The 17,190-nt window shown below is 64.7% G+C and carries 18 protein-coding genes; 9 read left to right on the forward strand and 9 right to left on the reverse strand.

All coding sequences use genetic code 11. The features are described 5' to 3' along the window. Nucleotides 1-245 precede the first annotated feature (245 nt). Nucleotides 246-1,319: an anthranilate phosphoribosyltransferase gene (trpD, locus tag RCJ92_RS05055; RefSeq protein WP_343830647.1), complete on the forward strand. Its 1,074-nt coding sequence runs from the start codon at nucleotides 246-248 to the stop codon at nucleotides 1,317-1,319. A 97-nt stretch (nucleotides 1,320-1,416) separates the two neighbouring features. Here trpD and RCJ92_RS05060 read toward each other — a convergent pair whose 3' ends face one another. After that, a complete protein-coding gene (locus RCJ92_RS05060; RefSeq protein WP_054820817.1) occupies nucleotides 1,417-1,698 on the reverse strand; it encodes an Lrp/AsnC family transcriptional regulator in 282 nt (93 codons plus the stop codon). A gap of 162 nt (nucleotides 1,699-1,860) precedes the next feature. Here RCJ92_RS05060 and RCJ92_RS05065 point away from each other — a divergent pair, with 162 nt between their 5' ends. Together RCJ92_RS05065 and RCJ92_RS05070 are read left to right on the forward strand one after the other, a co-directional pair. Then, entirely contained in the window at nucleotides 1,861-2,457 is a 597-nt protein-coding gene (locus RCJ92_RS05065) for a hypothetical protein (RefSeq protein ID WP_343830648.1), read from the forward strand. Continuing rightward, on the forward strand, nucleotides 2,454-2,996 hold the full coding sequence (locus tag RCJ92_RS05070; RefSeq protein WP_446753924.1) for a hypothetical protein: 543 nt from the start codon (nucleotides 2,454-2,456) through the stop codon (nucleotides 2,994-2,996). Before RCJ92_RS05065 ends, RCJ92_RS05070 begins: the two co-directional genes overlap by 4 nt. On the opposite strand, the gene RCJ92_RS05075 is transcribed toward RCJ92_RS05070, so the two are convergent. The 3 genes from RCJ92_RS05075 to RCJ92_RS05085 all read right to left on the reverse strand — a co-directional run bounded on the left by RCJ92_RS05075 (nucleotide 2,979) and on the right by RCJ92_RS05085 (nucleotide 5,370). Beyond that, nucleotides 2,979-3,359 (reverse strand): DUF3054 domain-containing protein, encoded by a 381-nt coding sequence (locus RCJ92_RS05075; RefSeq protein WP_138926216.1) that lies wholly within the window; start codon nucleotides 3,357-3,359, stop codon nucleotides 2,979-2,981. The two genes, RCJ92_RS05070 and RCJ92_RS05075, sit on opposite strands and share 18 nt — an antisense overlap. 173 nt (nucleotides 3,360-3,532) lie before the next feature. Then, nucleotides 3,533-4,411, reverse strand: coding sequence for a class II glutamine amidotransferase (locus RCJ92_RS05080; RefSeq protein WP_446753925.1), 879 nt, complete (start codon nucleotides 4,409-4,411; stop codon nucleotides 3,533-3,535). Between the two features lie 599 nt (nucleotides 4,412-5,010). After that, nucleotides 5,011-5,370, reverse strand: a complete 360-nt coding sequence (locus tag RCJ92_RS05085; RefSeq protein WP_446753926.1) for an ArsR/SmtB family transcription factor — start codon at nucleotides 5,368-5,370, stop codon at nucleotides 5,011-5,013. A 315-nt stretch (nucleotides 5,371-5,685) separates the two neighbouring features. Here RCJ92_RS05085 and zapE point away from each other — a divergent pair, with 315 nt between their 5' ends. From zapE to RCJ92_RS05115, 6 genes are all read left to right on the forward strand, one after another. Continuing rightward, on the forward strand, nucleotides 5,686-6,744 hold the full coding sequence (gene zapE / locus RCJ92_RS05090; protein ID WP_421015511.1) for a cell division protein ZapE: 1,059 nt from the start codon (nucleotides 5,686-5,688) through the stop codon (nucleotides 6,742-6,744). A 5-nt stretch (nucleotides 6,745-6,749) separates the two neighbouring features. Continuing rightward, complete coding sequence (locus RCJ92_RS05095) at nucleotides 6,750-7,391, forward strand: peptide deformylase (RefSeq protein ID WP_446753927.1); 642 nt, start codon at nucleotides 6,750-6,752, stop codon at nucleotides 7,389-7,391. Then, nucleotides 7,391-8,227 carry a putative RNA methyltransferase gene (locus RCJ92_RS05100; protein ID WP_446753928.1) on the forward strand — a complete coding sequence of 279 codons (837 nt, stop codon included), beginning with the start codon at nucleotides 7,391-7,393 and terminating at the stop codon, nucleotides 8,225-8,227. The genes RCJ92_RS05095 and RCJ92_RS05100 overlap by 1 nt, the downstream gene beginning before the upstream one ends. Nucleotides 8,228-8,345: 118 nt before the next feature. Continuing rightward, on the forward strand, nucleotides 8,346-8,816 hold the full coding sequence (locus RCJ92_RS05105) for an NfeD family protein (RefSeq protein ID WP_054821414.1): 471 nt from the start codon (nucleotides 8,346-8,348) through the stop codon (nucleotides 8,814-8,816). A gap of 114 nt (nucleotides 8,817-8,930) precedes the next feature. After that, entirely contained in the window at nucleotides 8,931-9,854 is a 924-nt protein-coding gene (locus RCJ92_RS05110) for an SPFH domain-containing protein (RefSeq protein ID WP_138926210.1), read from the forward strand. Nucleotides 9,855-10,025: 171 nt separating this feature from the next. After that, a complete protein-coding gene (locus RCJ92_RS05115; protein ID WP_054821413.1) occupies nucleotides 10,026-10,373 on the forward strand; it encodes an RNA polymerase-binding protein RbpA in 348 nt (115 codons plus the stop codon). Nucleotides 10,374-10,565: 192 nt separating this feature from the next. Here RCJ92_RS05115 and RCJ92_RS05120 read toward each other — a convergent pair whose 3' ends face one another. From RCJ92_RS05120 to tatA, 5 genes are all read right to left on the reverse strand, one after another. Further along, on the reverse strand, nucleotides 10,566-11,300 hold the full coding sequence (locus tag RCJ92_RS05120; RefSeq protein WP_054821412.1) for a polyprenol monophosphomannose synthase: 735 nt from the start codon (nucleotides 11,298-11,300) through the stop codon (nucleotides 10,566-10,568). A gap of 369 nt (nucleotides 11,301-11,669) precedes the next feature. Next, on the reverse strand, nucleotides 11,670-13,271 hold the full coding sequence (locus RCJ92_RS05125) for an amidohydrolase (protein WP_446753929.1): 1,602 nt from the start codon (nucleotides 13,269-13,271) through the stop codon (nucleotides 11,670-11,672). Nucleotides 13,272-13,304: 33 nt separating this feature from the next. Continuing rightward, nucleotides 13,305-16,082, reverse strand: coding sequence for a DEAD/DEAH box helicase (locus RCJ92_RS05130; RefSeq protein WP_446753930.1), 2,778 nt, complete (start codon nucleotides 16,080-16,082; stop codon nucleotides 13,305-13,307). A gap of 38 nt (nucleotides 16,083-16,120) precedes the next feature. Further along, nucleotides 16,121-16,879 carry a twin-arginine translocase subunit TatC gene (gene tatC / locus RCJ92_RS05135; RefSeq protein WP_054821779.1) on the reverse strand — a complete coding sequence of 253 codons (759 nt, stop codon included), beginning with the start codon at nucleotides 16,877-16,879 and terminating at the stop codon, nucleotides 16,121-16,123. A 74-nt stretch (nucleotides 16,880-16,953) separates the two neighbouring features. Further along, on the reverse strand, nucleotides 16,954-17,172 hold the full coding sequence (gene tatA, locus RCJ92_RS05140) for a Sec-independent protein translocase subunit TatA (protein WP_054821780.1): 219 nt from the start codon (nucleotides 17,170-17,172) through the stop codon (nucleotides 16,954-16,956). Between the last annotated feature and the right edge of the window lie 18 nt (nucleotides 17,173-17,190).

Below are 17,190 nucleotides of genomic sequence, written 5' to 3' on the forward strand. Positions count from 1 at the left end.
AGGCACGTGACAGTGGTTTTTTGCACCACACCTCGGCCACAAGCCCGGAAACTCGCGGAAGTAGCCGAGAAACTGTTTCTACAATTTGTAGAGCCGTGTCGCGCCGGGGGCCGTGTTGCAGGACTTAAGCAACGTGACTGTTCCTTAATTATCCGCTATTTTGCCCGGAATTCTGGGCTTTTGGTGTGACTCATGCGACGCAATGAAGTGGCAGCCCGGCGCGCTTCCTCATTAAGCTTGTACTCGTGTCAACGACCCAGTCTTCCCAAAAGTTCCCCACTTGGCCGAGCTTGCTTTCCGCCCTGATCAGCGGCCGGGATTTGCAGCGCGATGAGGCCGCCTGGGCGATGAATGAAATCATGTCCGGCAACGCCACCGATGTGCAGATCGCCGGCTTCCTGGTGGCCCTGCGCTCCAAGGGTGAAACCATCGCCGAATTGACCGGCCTGGTCGACTCCATGGTGGCCAATGCCCGCAAGATTCACATCGAGGGACAAACCCTAGACATTGTGGGCACCGGGGGAGACCGGCAGAACACGGTGAACATTTCCACCATGGCCACCCTGGTGTGCTCCGGTGCCGGGGTGAAGATGGTCAAGCACGGCAACCGGGCTTCCTCCTCATCTTCCGGATCGGCCGACGTGCTCGAGGTCCTGGGGGTGAACCTGGATGTTCCGGTGGAGCGCCTGCCCTGGGTGTACGAACAGTCCGGCATCGCCTTCTGCTTCGCGAACCTCTTCCACCCCTCCATGCGCCACGTGGCCGTGGCACGCCGCGAGCTGCGCATCCCCACCGCCTTCAACTTCCTGGGACCGCTGACCAATCCGGCACTGCCCTCGGCCTCCGCGATCGGCTGCTCGGATCTGCGCATGGCGCCGATCATGGCCGGCGTGCTGGCGGCCAGGGGAGCTCGCGGCCTGGTGTTCCGCGGCGAGGACGGGCTGGATGAAATGACCACCACGGCATCGAACCGCGTCTGGGAAGTACGTCAGGGCAAGGTCCAGGAGTTCATGTTCGATGCCAGCGAAGTGGGCATTGAGCGCACCACGCTGGATCAGCTGCGCGGGGCCGATGCCGTACACAACGCCCGGGTTGTGCACGAGGTCCTCAACGGCGCCGCTGGCCCGGTGCGGGACACCGTCGTGTTGAATGCAGCGGTGGGAATCGTCGCCTACGACGAGCAAGCTGAGGGCAGCTTCAATGAGCGGATTTCCGCGGCCATGCGCCGGGCCGAGCAGTCAATTGACAGCGGCGCTGCGGCGCAGGCCCTACAGCGGTGGGCTGAGGCCAACCAGAACGCAAAGCAGAGCAGCCGCTAGCTGCTCCCTGAACCACCGGAAACCAAAACGCGCAAGGCGTCTGCACAAGCCCTGGGGCTGATGCAGACGCCTTGCGCGTCTGTCGTGGAGGAGAGCGCTAGTCGTCCAGTCCCAGCGAGAAGGCCGCTTCCAGGTCATGGCTGGAGTAGGCGCGGAAGGCAATGTGGGTCTGGGTAGCGCGAACTCCGGGAACCTTGGACAGCTCATTGGGGATGACTGTGGCCAGATCGTCATGCCGCCGCACCCGGGCAATGGCGATCAAGTCCCAGTCACCGGCTACCGAATACACCTCGCTGATCCCCTCGATCTCCGAGATCTGCTGTGCGCATTCGGGGATGCTGTCCGTGGCTGTCTGGATCATGACGAACGCGGTGACCATGAGTACCTCTCTGGAGTGATGCGGAAGGCCAAAGCGGCCGAGAACCTAGATTAAGTCTAATCCACGGGCGTGATCGACCTCATTCGGGCGCCCCCCAGTAAATGACCGGTCGCACAAATCTATAGACTTGTGCGTTCGATTACAAAGTTGTAACCTTGTGGCATGATTGTTTTGACCGTTGATCAGCGCGGTTCCCGCAAAAGCGAGGACAAGGTTGAGCACTTGATCGAAAACGCCAACTCCACCGTCGGACCGCTGCGTCCGTTCCAGCGTACCGCCGGCGACGAGGTTCAGGGCGTCCTGGATCACGCCGGCGAAGCGGTACACCTGGCAGTCATGCTCGCAGCTTCAGGGGAGTGGAGCGTGGGAGTGGGGTTTGGCGAGGTGGAACTGCCCTTGCCGAAGGAGACACGGGCCGGGCGCGGCCCGGCCTTTGAACACGCCCGGGATGCGGTGGAACGCGCCAAGCGAGCAGCCGGCAACATCGCGGTGAGCTCCGCCCATCCAGAGACGGAGCGGCTCGAGGCGGAGCTGCAGCTGACGGCCAGCATCGTCGCCAAGCGCCGCAGCACCTCCTGGGAAGCCGGCCTGTTAATGGACCGGGGGATGACCCAGAGCGAGGTGGCCAAGGAATTGGGGATCACCCAGCAGGCGGTGTCCATGCGCCTGGCGTCGAGCCTGTGGTTTGAAACCAATCGCATGATGCTCGAATCGGCGAAGGCCCTGGGCAAGCTGATTGAGCCGGGGGAGAAGTCATGACCTGGGCGGCCTTCCTTCTCATGCTGGCCTCCACCGTGGTTGCCGCCGGCACGCATCTGCTCAAGCCGGCAAAGCGTCCCACGCCGCTGAAGGTTGGCCTGACGGTGATCTCCTTCGCCATTGCGCTGGCAGCGGCCATCGTTGCGGTGATCGCGATGCATGATCCCGATGCCGCGGCAGTGCCCTTTGTTCTGGTCGTCACCGCCTCGGTTGTCTTCGCCGTGGCAATCGGGAGCCCCTACACGGAGCTGGTCTTTCATCTGGCGGCCAATCACCACGCACGGAAAACCAAGTCGCCGGCGGGGGAGTCGCCCCTGCGCGGCGGACTGTGGATTGGCCTGCTCGAGCGCACGGCCTTCGTCTGTACCCTCTGGGCCAACTGGCCTGAGGGCATTGCCGTCATCTTGGCGATCAAGGGATTGGGCCGGTTCTCGGAACTGAAAGACCACAACGCGGCCGAGCAGTTCATTCTTGGTACCTTCAGCAGCAGCCTATGTGCGGCCGGGGCCTACGGGTTGGGCCTAATGCTGCTCGGCTGAGCTACGAGTCAGCAGGCGGGTCAACAGGCGACGGCCGATCAGGAAGACGCCAAGGACTACGGCGGCAACAATGATGAACGGCACCGCAGCGGTCGAGCCAAGGGCAAGCCGCAGGGCAATGCCAAGAGCCACGGTGCCAACCCAGACCAGAACGCCGGTAGGCCAAATGCGGTTGATAGTAAGCCAAGGACGGGAAATCAGCGTCATGGCCAGGTAGGCCAGCACAAAAGGCGCGGCCGTCTCGGCGATACCCGCCACGGACAGCGAGTGCTCGTGCGAGCGGCGCCCCAAGGCGGCAAAAATAACGACGAGAACCACATCAAGCAGAACCCACCATGGCCATGAGCGAACTTTGGCAGTCATGCCTCCATCTTAGGTCGCCCGCCACGCCCTGCCTGTCCGCGCACGCACCGCCACCGTGTTAGCTCATGCACATTGCAACCAGGGGAGTGGGACCGGTTTTTCCTGGCGCAGCCCCTGCCATCCTCGCTAGCGAGGCTCCGTCAGCGGCACCCAATCACCCTGGGCCAGAGCTGTTATGCAGTCTTCGGTGGATGTTGCGAGGCTGCCGCCTTTTGATCCAGGTGTTCCAGCTTCAGCAGGTGCCGCGGAGGTTCATCAAAGATGTTCTCGCTGGAAACCCGCAGGTCTTCACCGACCTGGATCAGTTCGCCAGATTTAAGCAGCCGCCAGTCGTCATGGTCGGTCATCTTCTCGGTGGCGACTATGACCACATGACGGTCAGCCAGGTCAGGGCTGTGCGTACGAATTCGACGGCTGTCGGCCACCAGGGCGTGGTCCTCACCGCTGCTCTGGGAAGTTCGGTCCAGGACATAGAGTTCGTGCGTCTCGGGATAGCGCACTGCCCACAATTCATCTGCCGTGGTCAGAATCATATTCAGGCTGTACACAGGCAGATTCTCGGCGATCCAGCCCAGGGCCGCCTTGATCCCGGCGCGTATATCGCCATTTGCCCTGCGGATCTCAGCAGTAATCAATGCAAAGACCCGTTCACTGTCGGTTTGGCCGCGCACCAGCGGCTCCGTGCCCAGTTCGCCCAGGCGCTCATCGAGGGCCTGCAGGCCCTCGACAATCCCATTGTGCGCAAAAAGCCGATTGTCTTCCTCAAACGGGTGCGTATTAATCTGCGTATGCGCGCCCGTGCTGGCATATCGGACATGGGCCAGGAACGTCTCGCTCTTCAGGTTCTTCGCTTCCTGGGCGAACTCACGGTCCTTCCAGGCCGTGAGTGGCTGCTTGTTCACGATGGCGTGCCCCGACGCGTCAAACGTGCCCACCCCGGTGCCATCCGGTTCATAATGGCTTTGAATCGCCAGGCTATTTGCCGCGTGCAGCAGCCAGAAGGTTGACCTCGCTCGATCGTTACCTGCGTGCATCCCGAACAAACGGCACATGTTCCTACCTTAAGTTCCCCATTGAATTGAACACTTTCTCCACCATGGAGGGATCAGACGGGAATATTCAAGGATGGCCGATTTCTTATCAGTTTCCTTTCATCTTCTGCGTGCACGCGAATCCGGGGTATGGCTTCTGGACACGGCGGAGATCGCGAAATGACCAGGGGAGCGTCCCCTAAAACCCGCGGCACCAGCGAACGCAAGGTGCCGGTGTTCCCACGCACTGTCATTGACCCCTTCGATGCACGCTTGTCAGTTCGTGACCCTGGGCATTCTCGTACGCGCATGCGAAGCCGAGGCCAACGCATCGTGCGCCATAACGTTGTGTAATGAATCCGATTGATCGTCAGCAAGCGCATCGAAGGTGTCTAAGCCGGGTTGTCTGATGGCCGATTGGTGCCACGTGATGGAAGCGTGTAGCAGGCGGCAAGAGGTCACCAAGGGGAGCCCCCAAGGGCATTCTGAAATCCTCTACTTTACATAATGTAGATTATCGGCTCTTTATGGAACTGAGGATTATCGGGGTAGTAACACCCATACCCGGGCCTGGGGTCGGCAGTTTCCCGCGCTGGGATGATACTGCCTGGATTCCGCCTTTAGTCCTCATCCTCGGGTTCCACATTTGCCACCTCGAGCCGGTAGTCCGCGAAGTTCAGCGTCTGCGCGATGAACTGCTTGAGCCGCTCGTCGCTCATGGAATAGACCATGTGCCGACCTTCCTTACGCGTCTGAAGCACACCCTTGGTTCGCAGGCGTGAGAGCAGCTGGCTGGCCACCGATGGGCTGACACCCACAAACTGCGACAGTTCCGACAGGGTGTGATCGGATGACGACAACGCCCACAGCATCTGCAGCCGAGCCGGGTCAGCCAACGTTTTCAGCACCGTCATCGACATCTCCAGCAGCTCGTTGGAAATGATCACATCACGAGCAGGTGTTACGGCATAGTCGGTCATTTCACTCACTCTCCCCGAACATCCACCGCAGTTCCATGGAGCCGATACCGGTTCCATGCACGCCCTGGTGCTACCCATTATGGGCACCAGCCCGCGATATGGCGAGGGGTCATCAGCAAATGATCTGCGGCACACCAGCGAGCAATAGTGCCGCCCACTCCCCTGACGTGAAACCGTTCTTGCGCTGTAAAAAGCGCTTTGACATAGCTATTTAGATTCTTTCTTGCGGGATATCAGACGACTGGGCGCTGTGGAGCACTGCGTGGGAGCACGGGTCTGATTTGAGTGGCCAGACGCTGCTGGCAAACTGGTGGAATGCATGCCTCTGAAGCCCCGACAGCCCTGGGACGAATTAGTTGCACCGAACGCCAACAAATGCTCACCCACTTCCTGGAACGCCAGGCCATTACCCCAGATGAATCCCAGCTGGAGCTAATGGGGGCACTATCCCGGCTGTTGGACCCGGGAGCCAATGAGACGGCACCGACCGGCTGCTACATCTACGGCCCACCCGGGCGCGGAAAAACCATGATCCTGGACGCCCTGATGCAGACCCTGGATCCAGCGAGCAGCGCACGGATGCATTTCCACGAATTCTTTGATGCGGTCAGTCGGGCCGGCGCTTCGGAAACCGGCCCCAAGGGATCAATCTTCATGCGCGGTCTGCAGCGCGAGCTGTCGGGTTTGGAGGTCCTGTGCTTCGATGAGTTCCACTGCGTTGAGCCCGGGGACGCAATGTTCATGGCGCGGCTGGTCGGCTACTGCCAAGAACACCGAATCAGGCTGATCACCACCTCGAACTACGCACCGGAACTCCTCTTGGATGACCCGTATTTCCACCATCTGATCGAGCCCACCATTGCCGTTGTGCGCAGCAGCTTCCTGGTTCACGAACTGGATCAGCGGCTGGACTACCGCACGGTGCCCACGACCGCCTCGGCGGCCAGCGGCTACCGGGCCGGAAGCCTGAACGTTGGCGCTACTCCCCCGGCCCCGACCACCCCGCGAACCACCCTGCCCATTGGCTACGAGGAGATCGAACCGGTGTACATGCAGGGCACCGGGCTGCGCACGTCCTTTGACCAGCTGTGCCGCACCCGCCGCAACACCCGTGACTACCTGGAGATGAGCCGTCGCTTCGAACACTGGATCATCACCGACATTCCCGCGGTGGCGGACATGCCCATGGATGAGCAGCGCCGATTCGCGAACCTGATCGACGTGCTTTACGACCACAACCGGGAAGTGCACCTGTACTGCGCGGATATCCTGCAGCCTCTAGGCCAGGCCCTGCAGGGCATCGAACGCGACCGGCTGCTCTCCCGCCTGGCCCAGCTGCCGGTTTCCGCAGCGGCTGGGCATCGGAAATACTAGGAACCATGGACTATAGCGAACTCGGCCCGGAGAAGTTGGGGCAGATCGTCGAGCAGGTGCTGCAGCACGCGCAGCAGAACGTGGCGCCCATCGTGCAGTTGGGCCACCCGGCCCTGCGCCAGCCGGCGCTGCCCTACGACGGCCAATTGGATGCGCCGACCCTGAACGAACTGCTGCTGGTCATGCGCCACACCATGCACGCTGCCCCCGGTGTCGGGTTGGCGGCCGTGCAGCTGGGCATTCCGCTGCAGCTGGCCGTGCTGGAAGACCGGTATCCAATCGACGCCGACGCCGCCCGCGAGCGGGAGCGCGAACCCCTGGACTACCTGGAGTTCATCAATCCGGGCTATACCCCGATCGGCGCGCGCCAGGCGGCGTTCTACGAAGGGTGCCTGTCCTTCAGCGGTTTCCAGGCCGTAGTCAGCCGCCCCACCGCCGTGCACGCCAGCTATCTGGACCGTGACGGCAACCCGCAGGAACGCGACTTCTCCGGCTGGCAGGCGCGCATCGTGCAGCACGAGATCGATCACCTGCGCGGCACGGTCTACATTGACCGGGCCGAGACCCGCTCCCTGGTCTCTGCCTCCGAGGCCTTCCGCTACCCGGGGTTCGACCTGGACCAGGCGCGCAGCCTGCTGGGGTTCTGATGCCATCCACGACTTTGCGTTGCCCGCTGTGCCAGTTTCCCCTGGAGCGGTTCGCTGACCCACGCCCGAGCCTGCGCTGCGAAAACGGGCACCGTTTTGATGCCGCCAAGCAGGGGTACTTCAACTTCCTGACCGGCAAGGGCACGAACTTCGTTGAGGACACCGCCCCGATGGTCGCCGCCCGGGCGGCCTTCCTCGAGGCCGGACACTACCTGCCGCTGGCCGAGGCCATCATCGCCGCCGCCAGGCTGCCGGAGGATCGGGCGCCGCTGCACCTGCTGGACGCCGGGGCCGGCACCGGCTACTACCTGGGCCAGCTGCTGCGCGCCGCGGACTCGCGTGCCGTGGATGCGGTGGCGCTGGACATTTCCCGCTATGCGATGCGCCGTGCCGCAAAACTGCCTTCCACCACGGCGCTGGTGTGGGATGTGTGGCGCACCCTACCCACAGCGGACGCCTCGCGCCAGGTGGTGCTCAACTGCTTCGCCCCGCACAACCCGGCCGAGTTCCGCAGGGTCCTTTCCCCCGGTGGCACCTGCGTGGTGGTCACCGCCCTGCCCACACACCTGCAGGAGATCCGCCAGGAGCTGCAGATGCTGGGAATCGCCCCGGATAAGGAAGAGCAGCTGGTGGCCCGGTTTGCTGGCGCCGGGCTGGAGCTGCTCGACTCGCGGGAGCTGAGCTACCCCATGGAACTGGACCCCATGGCGCTGTACAACCTGGCGTTCATGGGGCCGGCCGGGCATCACCTGGATGAACAGGCGCTGGCCGCCACCGTCGAGCGCCTGGGTCCGCGCCGGGTCACCGCCGCCTTCGGCATTTACTCATTCGGATAGTGCGAAACCAAATGTCCCCCTAAGTGACTACCGACATCCAGTGGTGTATGCGGCAGAATGGAGGCAAAGCCGACCGGACTGACGGGTCGGCTGAACTCGTAAACGAAGGTATGAGGCATTGAGTACAGCGCAATGGGTTCTAAGCAACGCCTGGGTCATCTGGCTCGCGGTGTTCCTGCTGTTGGCGATCGTGGAGATGCTGTCACTGGACCTGTATTTCATCATGCTCGGCGTTGGTTCGCTCGGCGGATTGGCCGTGGCCCTGGCGGGCGGCCCTGGCTGGCTGCAGGTGGTGGTGTTCGGCCTGGTGTCACTGGCAATGGTTTTGCTGGTGCGCCCGATTGCCATCAGGCATTTGCGCAAGGCGCCGGAGGGGTTCCGCACGAACATTGACCGGTTGATCGGCCAGGACGCACTGGTGCTCGAACCGGTCTCCCGGATCTCCGGGCGCGCCAAGATCGTCGGCGAGGTCTGGACGGCCCGCACCGACGTGGACCAGCCGAGCATGGATCCCGGCAGCTATGCCGTCGTCAGCCGCATCGAAGGGGCGACCGCCTATTTGAAGCTGAAGCCCGAGGCCGACCTTTAACACCCGTCAGCTCCCCCGGTGCGCCCCTTGACCGGATGCGCGGCCACGGCAGACCCGCCGGCCAGGGAGCAGACCAAAGACCAAATCATCAACGCACCAAGAAAGTGAGTACCCATGGAGTCCAATTCACTTGGGCTGATAATCGTGCTCGTGGTTCTGGCGATCTTCGTGATCGTCGTGCTGCTGCGCAGCGTGCGCATCGTACCCCAGGCCCGCGCCGGCATCGTCGAGCGCCTGGGCAAGTACAACCGCACCCTGAATCCCGGGCTGACGATCCTGATCCCCTTTGTTGACCGACTGCTGCCGCTGCTGGATCTGCGTGAACAGGTTGTCTCCTTCCCGCCCCAGCCGGTGATCACCGAGGACAACCTGGTGGTCTCCATCGACACCGTGGTCTACTTCCAGATCACCGAGCCGCGCGCGGCGACCTATGAGATCGCCAACTACATCCAGGCCGTTGAGCAGCTGACCACCACCACGCTGCGTAACGTGGTCGGCGGGCTGAACCTGGAAGAGGCGCTGACCAGCCGCGACCAGATCAACGGCCAGCTGCGCGGGGTGCTGGATGAGGCCACCGGCAAGTGGGGCATCCGCGTCTCCCGCGTCGAGCTGAAGGCCATCGACCCACCGATCTCGATCCAGGACTCGATGGAGAAGCAGATGCGCGCCGAACGTGACCGCCGCGCCGCGATCCTCACCGCCGAGGGCACCAAGCAGTCCGACATCCTCACCGCCGAAGGTGAACGCCAGGCCGCCATCCTCAAGGCCGAGGGTGACGCCCAGGCCTCGATCCTGCGTGCCGACGGCGAAGCCCAGGCAATCCAGAAGGTGTTCGACGCGATTCACGCCGGACGCCCGGACCAGGAGCTGCTGGCCTACCAGTACCTGCAGACCCTGCCGAAGCTGGCCGAAGGCACCTCGAACACGCTGTGGGTCATCCCCAGCGAGGTCACCGAGGCCCTGAAGGGCATCGGCGGCGCGCTGGGCGGCGTATCCGACTCGGCTCGGAAGAACGACTCGGGCTCCACGGGCGTCTAATACCCGGTTCCGCCCTATGATTCAGTCCCCAACGGCGGGATCCGGAAACGGGTCCCGCCGTTGGCACGTATAATGGTTATTTTGGGTGCCGGCCACTGGAGCGGGGAATCTTTTGGCCACACCGACCGTTGGAATGTGTAGCGTACACGAAGACCTCTCGTAAGGAGTAACATGAGCGATCGCAGCCTACGAGGCATGCGCCTGGGCGCACAGAGCATGGAATCTGAGGCAGGTGTAGAGCCGGCTGCACGCCAGCGCGTGGAATACCAGAGCGAGGACGGCGAACGCGTCTTCGTGGTGTTTGCCGCTGAAGCCGACATCCCGGCCACCTGGCTGACCAAGGCCGGCAAGGAAGCCAAGCTGGTGCACGGCGAAGCCAAGGAGGCCGAGCCGACCAACGAGAAGCCGGTTCGTACCCACTGGGACATGCTGCTGGAGCGCCGTTCGGAAGAGGAACTGGAAAAGATCCTGGCCGACCGCCTGACCCAGCTGCGCGCCTCGCGCGGCGAAGCGGTCTAGGACGCGTCCTTCCGCCACAAGCACACGGTGAGGCTGCCCTTCCCCACGGGGAGGGCAGCCTCACCTTTTGCGTCTCTGGCGCTGTGTTCCGCCTTAGGCCCAGGGCCGGCGGGGAAAGGAAAACGCCGCGCACCCGGGCCGGTGGGCCCGAACGCGCGGCGTCCTGTTCTTGGCGGCAAAGCGCCGCAGCGGCTACTTCTGCAGCTTGCCGGTCAGCTTCTTCCAGCGGGCCGACAGGCCCCAGCGGGTGACGTTCAGCATCGCCTCAACGACGATGTTTCCGCTCATCTTCGAATCCCCCAGCTCGCGTTCCACGAATGTCACCGGGACCTCGACGATGCGCATGCCCAGCATCGCCACGCGGAAGGTCATATCCACCTGGAAGCCGTAGCCGCGCGATTCGATCGCGTCGAAGTCGATGGCCTCCAGGGTTTCGCGTTTGAAGGCGCGGTAGCCGGCGGTGATGTCCTTCAGCGGCAGGCCCAGCAGGGTGCGCGAGTAGAAGCTGCCGCCACGGGAGATGATCTTGCGCGAGAGCGGCCAGTTGACCACTTCCCCGCCCTTGACCCAGCGCGAACCGATCACCAGGTCGGCGCCCTCGGCGCTGGCCTGCAGCAGGCGGGGCAGCTGTTCGGGCATGTGCGAACCGTCCGCGTCCATTTCCACGATGACGTCGTAGTCGCGCTCCAGGGCCCAGCGGAAGCCGGCGATGTAGGCCGCGCCCAGCCCTTCCTTGCCCTTGCGGTGCATGACGTGGATCTGGCTGTCCTCGGCCGCCATCTTGTCGGCCAGCTCGCCGGTGCCGTCGGGCGAGTTGTCGTCGGCAATGAGCACGTCGGCGTCCGGCACGGCCTTGCGCAGTCGTCCCACCGTCAGGGGCAGTGACTCCAGCTCGTTGTACGTGGGGATGATCGTAATGACGCGCACGCGGCACCTTTCTCGAATTCTGTTTGGCATCCCCGCCAGCTCGGTCCGGGGGAATTAGTCCAAATTCAAATTATAGTCACCCGGGCAGCGCTCAACCGCGTTGTGACACAGTTGATCCCCGGTGACTTCGGCCCTATCCCCCGCCGCACGGCAGGGAATGTTATCTAAGGTCACCGGGGATCAACTAGATGTGCTACGCCGCAGGGGCCCGGAAAGCGGCTCGCGGCGTGGCGCTGATCACCAGCCTAGTCCCCTACCCACCGGTTGTGTCAACCATCCGGTGACTACTGGATACACAAACTTGCGCCAAGTCACACATGCAATCAGCGCTTCCTGGCAGTTGCCTTTCCGGGGGCTTGGGGCGCGGTGCTAGGAGCGTACCGGCAGCGCGTCGAACAGGGTGATTCCGGCCCGCACGGTGCGCAGGCATTCGGGGATCTGCTCGTCGATGACCGGCAGCAGCGGGGTGCCGGCTCGGGCATCGGTGGACCAGGAGGAGATGCGCTCATCGGGCGTCTGCACGGCCAGTTCGGAGGCGCTCCACACCGCGAAGGTGGCCGGGGCGCCGATCACCAGCTGCCCGGTGTACGGGCTGGCCTGGCCCATGGCCCGGTAGGCGGAACGGGTCTGGGCCAGGAACGCGGCCCGGGCCGAGATCCGCCCGGCCGGCTGGTTCAGCCGCATCGCCGCCCGCACGGTCGCCCAGCCATCCACCTCGGTGACCGGGGCGTCCGAGCCGAGCACCACCGGCACCCCGGCGGAGAGCATCGCGGCCAGGTTGTTCATCTGCCCGGCCCGCTCCCCCAGGCGCTGGCGGTACATGCCGTGCTCCGCGCCCCAGTACTCGTCGAAGCGCGGCTGCATGGACACGGTGATCGAGTAGGCTAGCAGGCGCTGGCGGCTGGCCTCATCCACCATTTCGGCGTGCTCCAGACGGTGCCGGCCGGCCTGCAGCCGGGCCACCCCGATGCGTTCGGCGGCCAGGTCGAACCCGTCCAGCACGGTGTCCAGTGCTGCGTCGCCGATGACGTGGAAACCGGCCTGGGTGTTGGTTTCGCTGCAGGCAACCAGGTGGGCGGCGATTTGCTCCGGTTCCAGGAACAGGGTGCCGCGCTCACCCGGCGCGTCGGCGTAGTCCTCGCGCAGGGCCGCGCTGCGGCTGCCCAGCGAGCCGTCCACCTTCAGGTCCCCGCCCAGGCCCAGCAGCCGCGGCGAATCGAAGTCGTCCCCCAGCGCGCGGGCCTCATCCGCGCCGCCGACCGCCTGGCCCCAGTAGGCGTAGACCTCGGGCAGCTGCGGGTCATCCTCTGCCAGCAGCGCCTTCAGCGCCGGCTTGCCGCCCAGGTGTTCGGCGGCCATTTCCACCACCACCGCGAAGCCGCGGGAGGCGTAGTGCTCCAGTGCCCGGCGCTGGTGGGCGGACACCCGGGCCGGGTCGGCGTCCAGGGCGGCGGCGATCTTATCGCGTTCGGCGCCGTGCACCAGGCCCGGGGTGATGTCCTTGAGCTGCAGCAGCTCCAGCAACCGCTGGTTGACCAGGGCGCTGTGCTTGTCGATGCGGGCCAGGTAGTAGCCCTTGCCGCCGGCCGCGGCCTCCAGCTGCTCGGTGGCGGGCAGCGCCCCGGTGGCCCAGCGGGTTTCGTCCCAGCCGTGGGCGCTGATGATCTGCCCCTCAGTTGCCCCGGCCAGCTCCCGCAGCCGCGCAACCAGGTCCTCGGGGCTGCGGCCGGCGCTGAGGTCCTCACCGGACAGCACGGCCCCCAAATCCGCCAGGTGGGTGTGGGAGTCCACGAAGGCCGGGGTGACGAGCCCGCCCTCAAGGTCGATGACCTCATCGGCGCGTTCGGCCTGGCGGTCGGCGGCTTCCTCCCCGCCGATCCAGGCGACGGTGTTCCCGTCGATCATCATTGCGGTGGCGAACGGGTCGGCCGACGAGTAGATCGATCCGTTGCGGTACAGGGTCAGTGCCATGAATTCCTAGTCCTCAATCCGCACCTGTAGGTGCTAATCCAATACATTCGAGTAGGCCACCACTCCGCGCTTGACCAGGTCCACGGCCTTGCGCGCGTTCTTGGACAGCCTGGTGGGCAGGTCAGGGTTCTTGGCCAGCTGGTCCAGGGTGTCGATGACCTGCTTGGCCCAGCGCACGAAGTCCCCGGGGGCCAGATCGGCCCCGCGCAGGCAGGTGTTCAAGGTGGCGCCGCGCGCCCACTTGTACATCGGCCAGATCAGCCCGGACTCCGGCGGGGCGGTGGGTTCCAGGCCCTTGGCCTCCTCCACGTCCGAAAGCTGCGCCCAGGACTTGACCATCAGCTCCCACACCCCGGCCACCCGTTCGGTGGGCATCTTCGGGTCCGGGCGGTCATAGTCGCGCCGGGCCTGGTAGACCAGGGCGGCGGTGACGGCGCACAGCTCTTCGGCGTTCAGCGAGTTCAGCGCCCCGGTTTCCAGCACCCGGCTGGTCAGCAGGTCGCGTTCGCCGTAGATGCGGCGCAGCCGGCGCCCGGCATCGGTGATGACCGGTTCGTCGTCCTCGGCCTGCGGGGCGATGTAGCCGAAGTGCTCGAGCACCGCGAAGACCTTGTCGAACTGCTTGGCGATGGTGTTGGTGCGTCCGGAGATCTGCCGGCGCAGCCGGTCGGTTTCCTTCTTCAGCTTCCAGTAGCGTTCGGCCCAGCGGGCGTGTTCCTCACGGTCCGAGCAGTGGTGGCAGGGGTGGTCCTGCAGCTGGCGGCGCAGCCCCTCCACCTCGCGTTCGAAGTTGTCGCTGCCGGCGTAGTCGAACCCGGCCGCGTCCTTGCGCGGGGGCCGGTGCTCGTGGATGGCGTTGCGCAGCGCCGCGGCCAGGTCCTTGCGTTCCTTGGGCGACTTGCCGGTGAACGCCTTGGGCACCTTGATCCGCGAGACGATCTCCAATGGACCGCGCAGGTCCTCCACGGAGAGCCGGCGCAGCCGGGCTTCCTCGGTGAGCACGGTGTGCCGCGGGTCGTAGAGCGAGGTGTCCACCTCCACGATGACTGCCCGGCCAAAGCGCCGCGAGCCGGGCAGGTCCACCACGTCCCCGCGGATCACCGCCTGCATGGACTTCTCCGCCGCCGAACGGCGTTCGTGCTGGCGGTTGCGGGAGAAGTTCTTCTCCGCCGCGCTCAGCTTGCGGCGCAGCGCACTGTATTCCTGGAAATCCCCCAGGTGGCACTGCATGGCCTTCTGGTAGCCGGCCAGGGATTCCTCGCGGGACTGCACCTGGCGGGCCAGACCCACCACGGAGCGGTCGGCCTGGTACTGGGCGAAGGAGGACTCCAGGATCCGGCGGGTCTGTTCCCGGCCGAACTGGGCGAGCAGGTTGGTGGACATGTTGTAGGTGGGGCGGAAGCTGGAGTTCAGCGGGTAGGTGCGCTTGGAGGCCAAACCGGCCAGCGCCTCGGGTTCCACCTCCGGGTTCCACATCACGATGGAGTGGCCCTCGATGTCAATGCCGCGCCGCCCGGCCCGCCCGGTGAGCTGGGTGTACTCCCCGGCGCTGATCTGCACGTGTGCTTCACCGTTGAACTTCACCAGCTTTTCCAGCACCACCGAACGGGCCGGCATGTTGATGCCCAAGGCCAGGGTCTCGGTGGCGAAGACGACCTTGAGCAGGCCGCGGGCGAACAGGTCCTCGACGATTTCCTTGAAGATCGGCAGCAGCCCGGCGTGGTGGGCGGCGTATCCGCGCATCATCGCGTCCCGCCAGGACCAGAACTCGAGCACCTCCAGGTCATCTGAGGGGATCCGGTAGGCGACTTCCTCCAGCGCCTCGGCGATTTCCGCGGCTTCCGCGTCCGTGGTCAGGCGCAGGTCCGCCATCGCGCACTGGTGCACGGCGTTGTCGCAGCCCTTGCGGGAGAAGATGAAGAAGATCGCCGGCAGCAGCGCGGCCCGGTCCAGGGCGATGATGCTCTGCGGGCGGGTGGCGCGGGCCGCTTCGGGATGCGGCGGGGTGTAGCGGTCTCGGGAGCCGCCCCGGCGTCCGCGCCCGCCGGGACGGAAGGGCCGGGTGAGCTTGCGCAGGTCCGGGTTCACCGCCGCGCGGGACTGCTGCCCGGCGGTCTGGTCGAAGGAGACGTCTTCGGCGAACAGGTCCATCAGCTTGGTGCCGACCATGACGTGCTGGAACAGCGGGATCGGACGGTGTTCGGAGACGATGATGTCGGTGTCCCCGCGCACGGTGTCCAGCCAGCCGCCGAACTCCTCGGCGTTGGAGACGGTGGCGGAGAGGGAAATGATCTGCACGTTCTGCGGCAGGTGCAGGATCACTTCCTCCCACACGGCCCCGCGGAACTTGTCGGCCAGGTAGTGCACCTCGTCCATCACCACGTAGCCCAGCCCGTCCAGGGTGCGTGAGTCGGCGTAGAGCATGTTGCGCAGCACCTCGGTGGTCATCACCACCACCTGGGCTTCGGAGTTGATGGAGGTGTCCCCGGTCAGCAGGCCCACATTGCGCGCCCCGTGCACCTTGACCAGGTCCGAGTACTTCTGGTTGCTCAGCGCCTTGATGGGGGTGGTGTAGAAGGCCTTGCGGCCCTGGGCCAGGGCCTGGAAGATCGCGAACTCACCGACCACCGTCTTGCCGGCCCCGGTGGGGGCGGCCACCAGCACCCCCTTGCCCTGGGCGACCGACTGGCAGCCCTGCTCCTGGAACGGGTCCAGGTCGAAGCCGAGGCTGGCACGGAAGTCGGGCATCAGGGTGCCGCGCTCAACTGCCCGGGCCTTGGCCTGCTGGTAGCGTTCGGCTGGGGTGCTCACTTTGACTCGGTGTCTCCTAGGTTGGGGGTTGGCCGACTCTACTCCAGACGTTCCCCGCGAGCCAGCCGTTCATTCTCGGCTTCCTGCTCGGCAAGTTTCTTGGAGCGTTTGCGGTCGTTGAGGTAACAGATCAGGGTGGCTGCCGCGAAGGTGAGGAACAGCGGGCCGGCCAGGGCGAACATGGTGATCGCATCGCCGCCGGGGGCGGCCATCGCGGCGACCAGGGCGATCAGGAAGACGGTGATGCGCCAGTTCTTCAGGATCAGCCGGGCCGGCAGCACGCCGACCATGTTCAACCCCACCATCAGCACCGGCACCAGCATGGCCAGCCCGAAGGCCAGCAGCAGCCGGAAGATGAACGGCAGATAGTTGTCGATCGTCAGCAGCATCTCCGAGTTTTCCGGGGCCAGGCCGACGAAGAACTGCAGGGCGAAGGGCAGCACGTAATAGGCCATCGCGACCCCGCCCAAAAACAGCGGCACCGCGGCGGCGGCGAAGGAGTACCCGAGGCGGCGTTCGTTCTTCTTCAGTCCCGGGACGATGAACGCCCACAGCTGGTAGAGCCACACCGGTGAGGAGAGGACCAGGCCGATGAACAGCGAGACCTTGAGCATGATGTCGAAGGGCGACATCACCGCCGCGTAGTTCACCGAGCCGCCGGCGGCCAGGACCGGGGTGAACAGCAGGTCCAGGACCTCGTCGTAGAAGAAGAACCCGGCGACGGTGGCCAGGGCCAGCGCGATCAGCGCCTTGAACAGGCGGTTGCGTGCTTCGGCCAGGTGCTCCCGCAGCGCCATCCGGCCTTCGGGGTCCTTGGGCCGCCGTTTCTTCCGCCCGCTGGTATCTGGTTGTTTAGCCACAGAGATGAGTGTTAGGAGTTCTTCTTCTCGTCGTTCTTGGGGTCGACGAATTCGCCGTCGATGGTTTCGTTCTTGGCGTCGTCATCGTCCTTCATCTTGCGCACCTCGGACTTGAAGATCCGCAGCGACTGACCCATCGAACGGGCCATGCCCGGAAGCTTCGGGGCGCCAAAGAGCAGCAGTGCCAAGACGATGATGATGACCAGGTGCCATCCCTGTAATCCACCCATGGGATTTCCCTTCTTTTG

This window comes from Glutamicibacter sp. BSL13 (assembly GCF_052928425.1).

What these genes read in the sequence shown, in the direction of transcription:
- RCJ92_RS05060 (WP_054820817.1), bottom strand. Translation starts at nt 1,698, where the DNA reads ATGGTCACCGCGTTCGTCATGATCCAGACAGCCACGGACAGCATCCCC.
- RCJ92_RS05065 (WP_343830648.1), top strand. Translation starts at nt 1,861, where the DNA reads ATGATTGTTTTGACCGTTGATCAGCGCGGTTCCCGCAAAAGCGAGGAC.
- RCJ92_RS05070 (WP_446753924.1), top strand. Translation starts at nt 2,454, where the DNA reads ATGACCTGGGCGGCCTTCCTTCTCATGCTGGCCTCCACCGTGGTTGCC.
- RCJ92_RS05075 (WP_138926216.1), bottom strand. Translation starts at nt 3,359, where the DNA reads ATGACTGCCAAAGTTCGCTCATGGCCATGGTGGGTTCTGCTTGATGTG.
- RCJ92_RS05080 (WP_446753925.1), bottom strand. Translation starts at nt 4,411, where the DNA reads ATGTGCCGTTTGTTCGGGATGCACGCAGGTAACGATCGAGCGAGGTCA.
- RCJ92_RS05085 (WP_446753926.1), bottom strand. Translation starts at nt 5,370, where the DNA reads ATGACCGACTATGCCGTAACACCTGCTCGTGATGTGATCATTTCCAAC.
- zapE (WP_421015511.1), top strand. Translation starts at nt 5,686, where the DNA reads ATGCATGCCTCTGAAGCCCCGACAGCCCTGGGACGAATTAGTTGCACC.
- RCJ92_RS05095 (WP_446753927.1), top strand. Translation starts at nt 6,750, where the DNA reads ATGGACTATAGCGAACTCGGCCCGGAGAAGTTGGGGCAGATCGTCGAG.
- RCJ92_RS05100 (WP_446753928.1), top strand. Translation starts at nt 7,391, where the DNA reads ATGCCATCCACGACTTTGCGTTGCCCGCTGTGCCAGTTTCCCCTGGAG.
- RCJ92_RS05110 (WP_138926210.1), top strand. Translation starts at nt 8,931, where the DNA reads ATGGAGTCCAATTCACTTGGGCTGATAATCGTGCTCGTGGTTCTGGCG.
- RCJ92_RS05115 (WP_054821413.1), top strand. Translation starts at nt 10,026, where the DNA reads ATGAGCGATCGCAGCCTACGAGGCATGCGCCTGGGCGCACAGAGCATG.
- RCJ92_RS05125 (WP_446753929.1), bottom strand. Translation starts at nt 13,271, where the DNA reads ATGGCACTGACCCTGTACCGCAACGGATCGATCTACTCGTCGGCCGAC.
- tatC (WP_054821779.1), bottom strand. Translation starts at nt 16,879, where the DNA reads ATGGCGCTGCGGGAGCACCTGGCCGAAGCACGCAACCGCCTGTTCAAG.
- tatA (WP_054821780.1), bottom strand. Translation starts at nt 17,172, where the DNA reads ATGGGTGGATTACAGGGATGGCACCTGGTCATCATCATCGTCTTGGCA.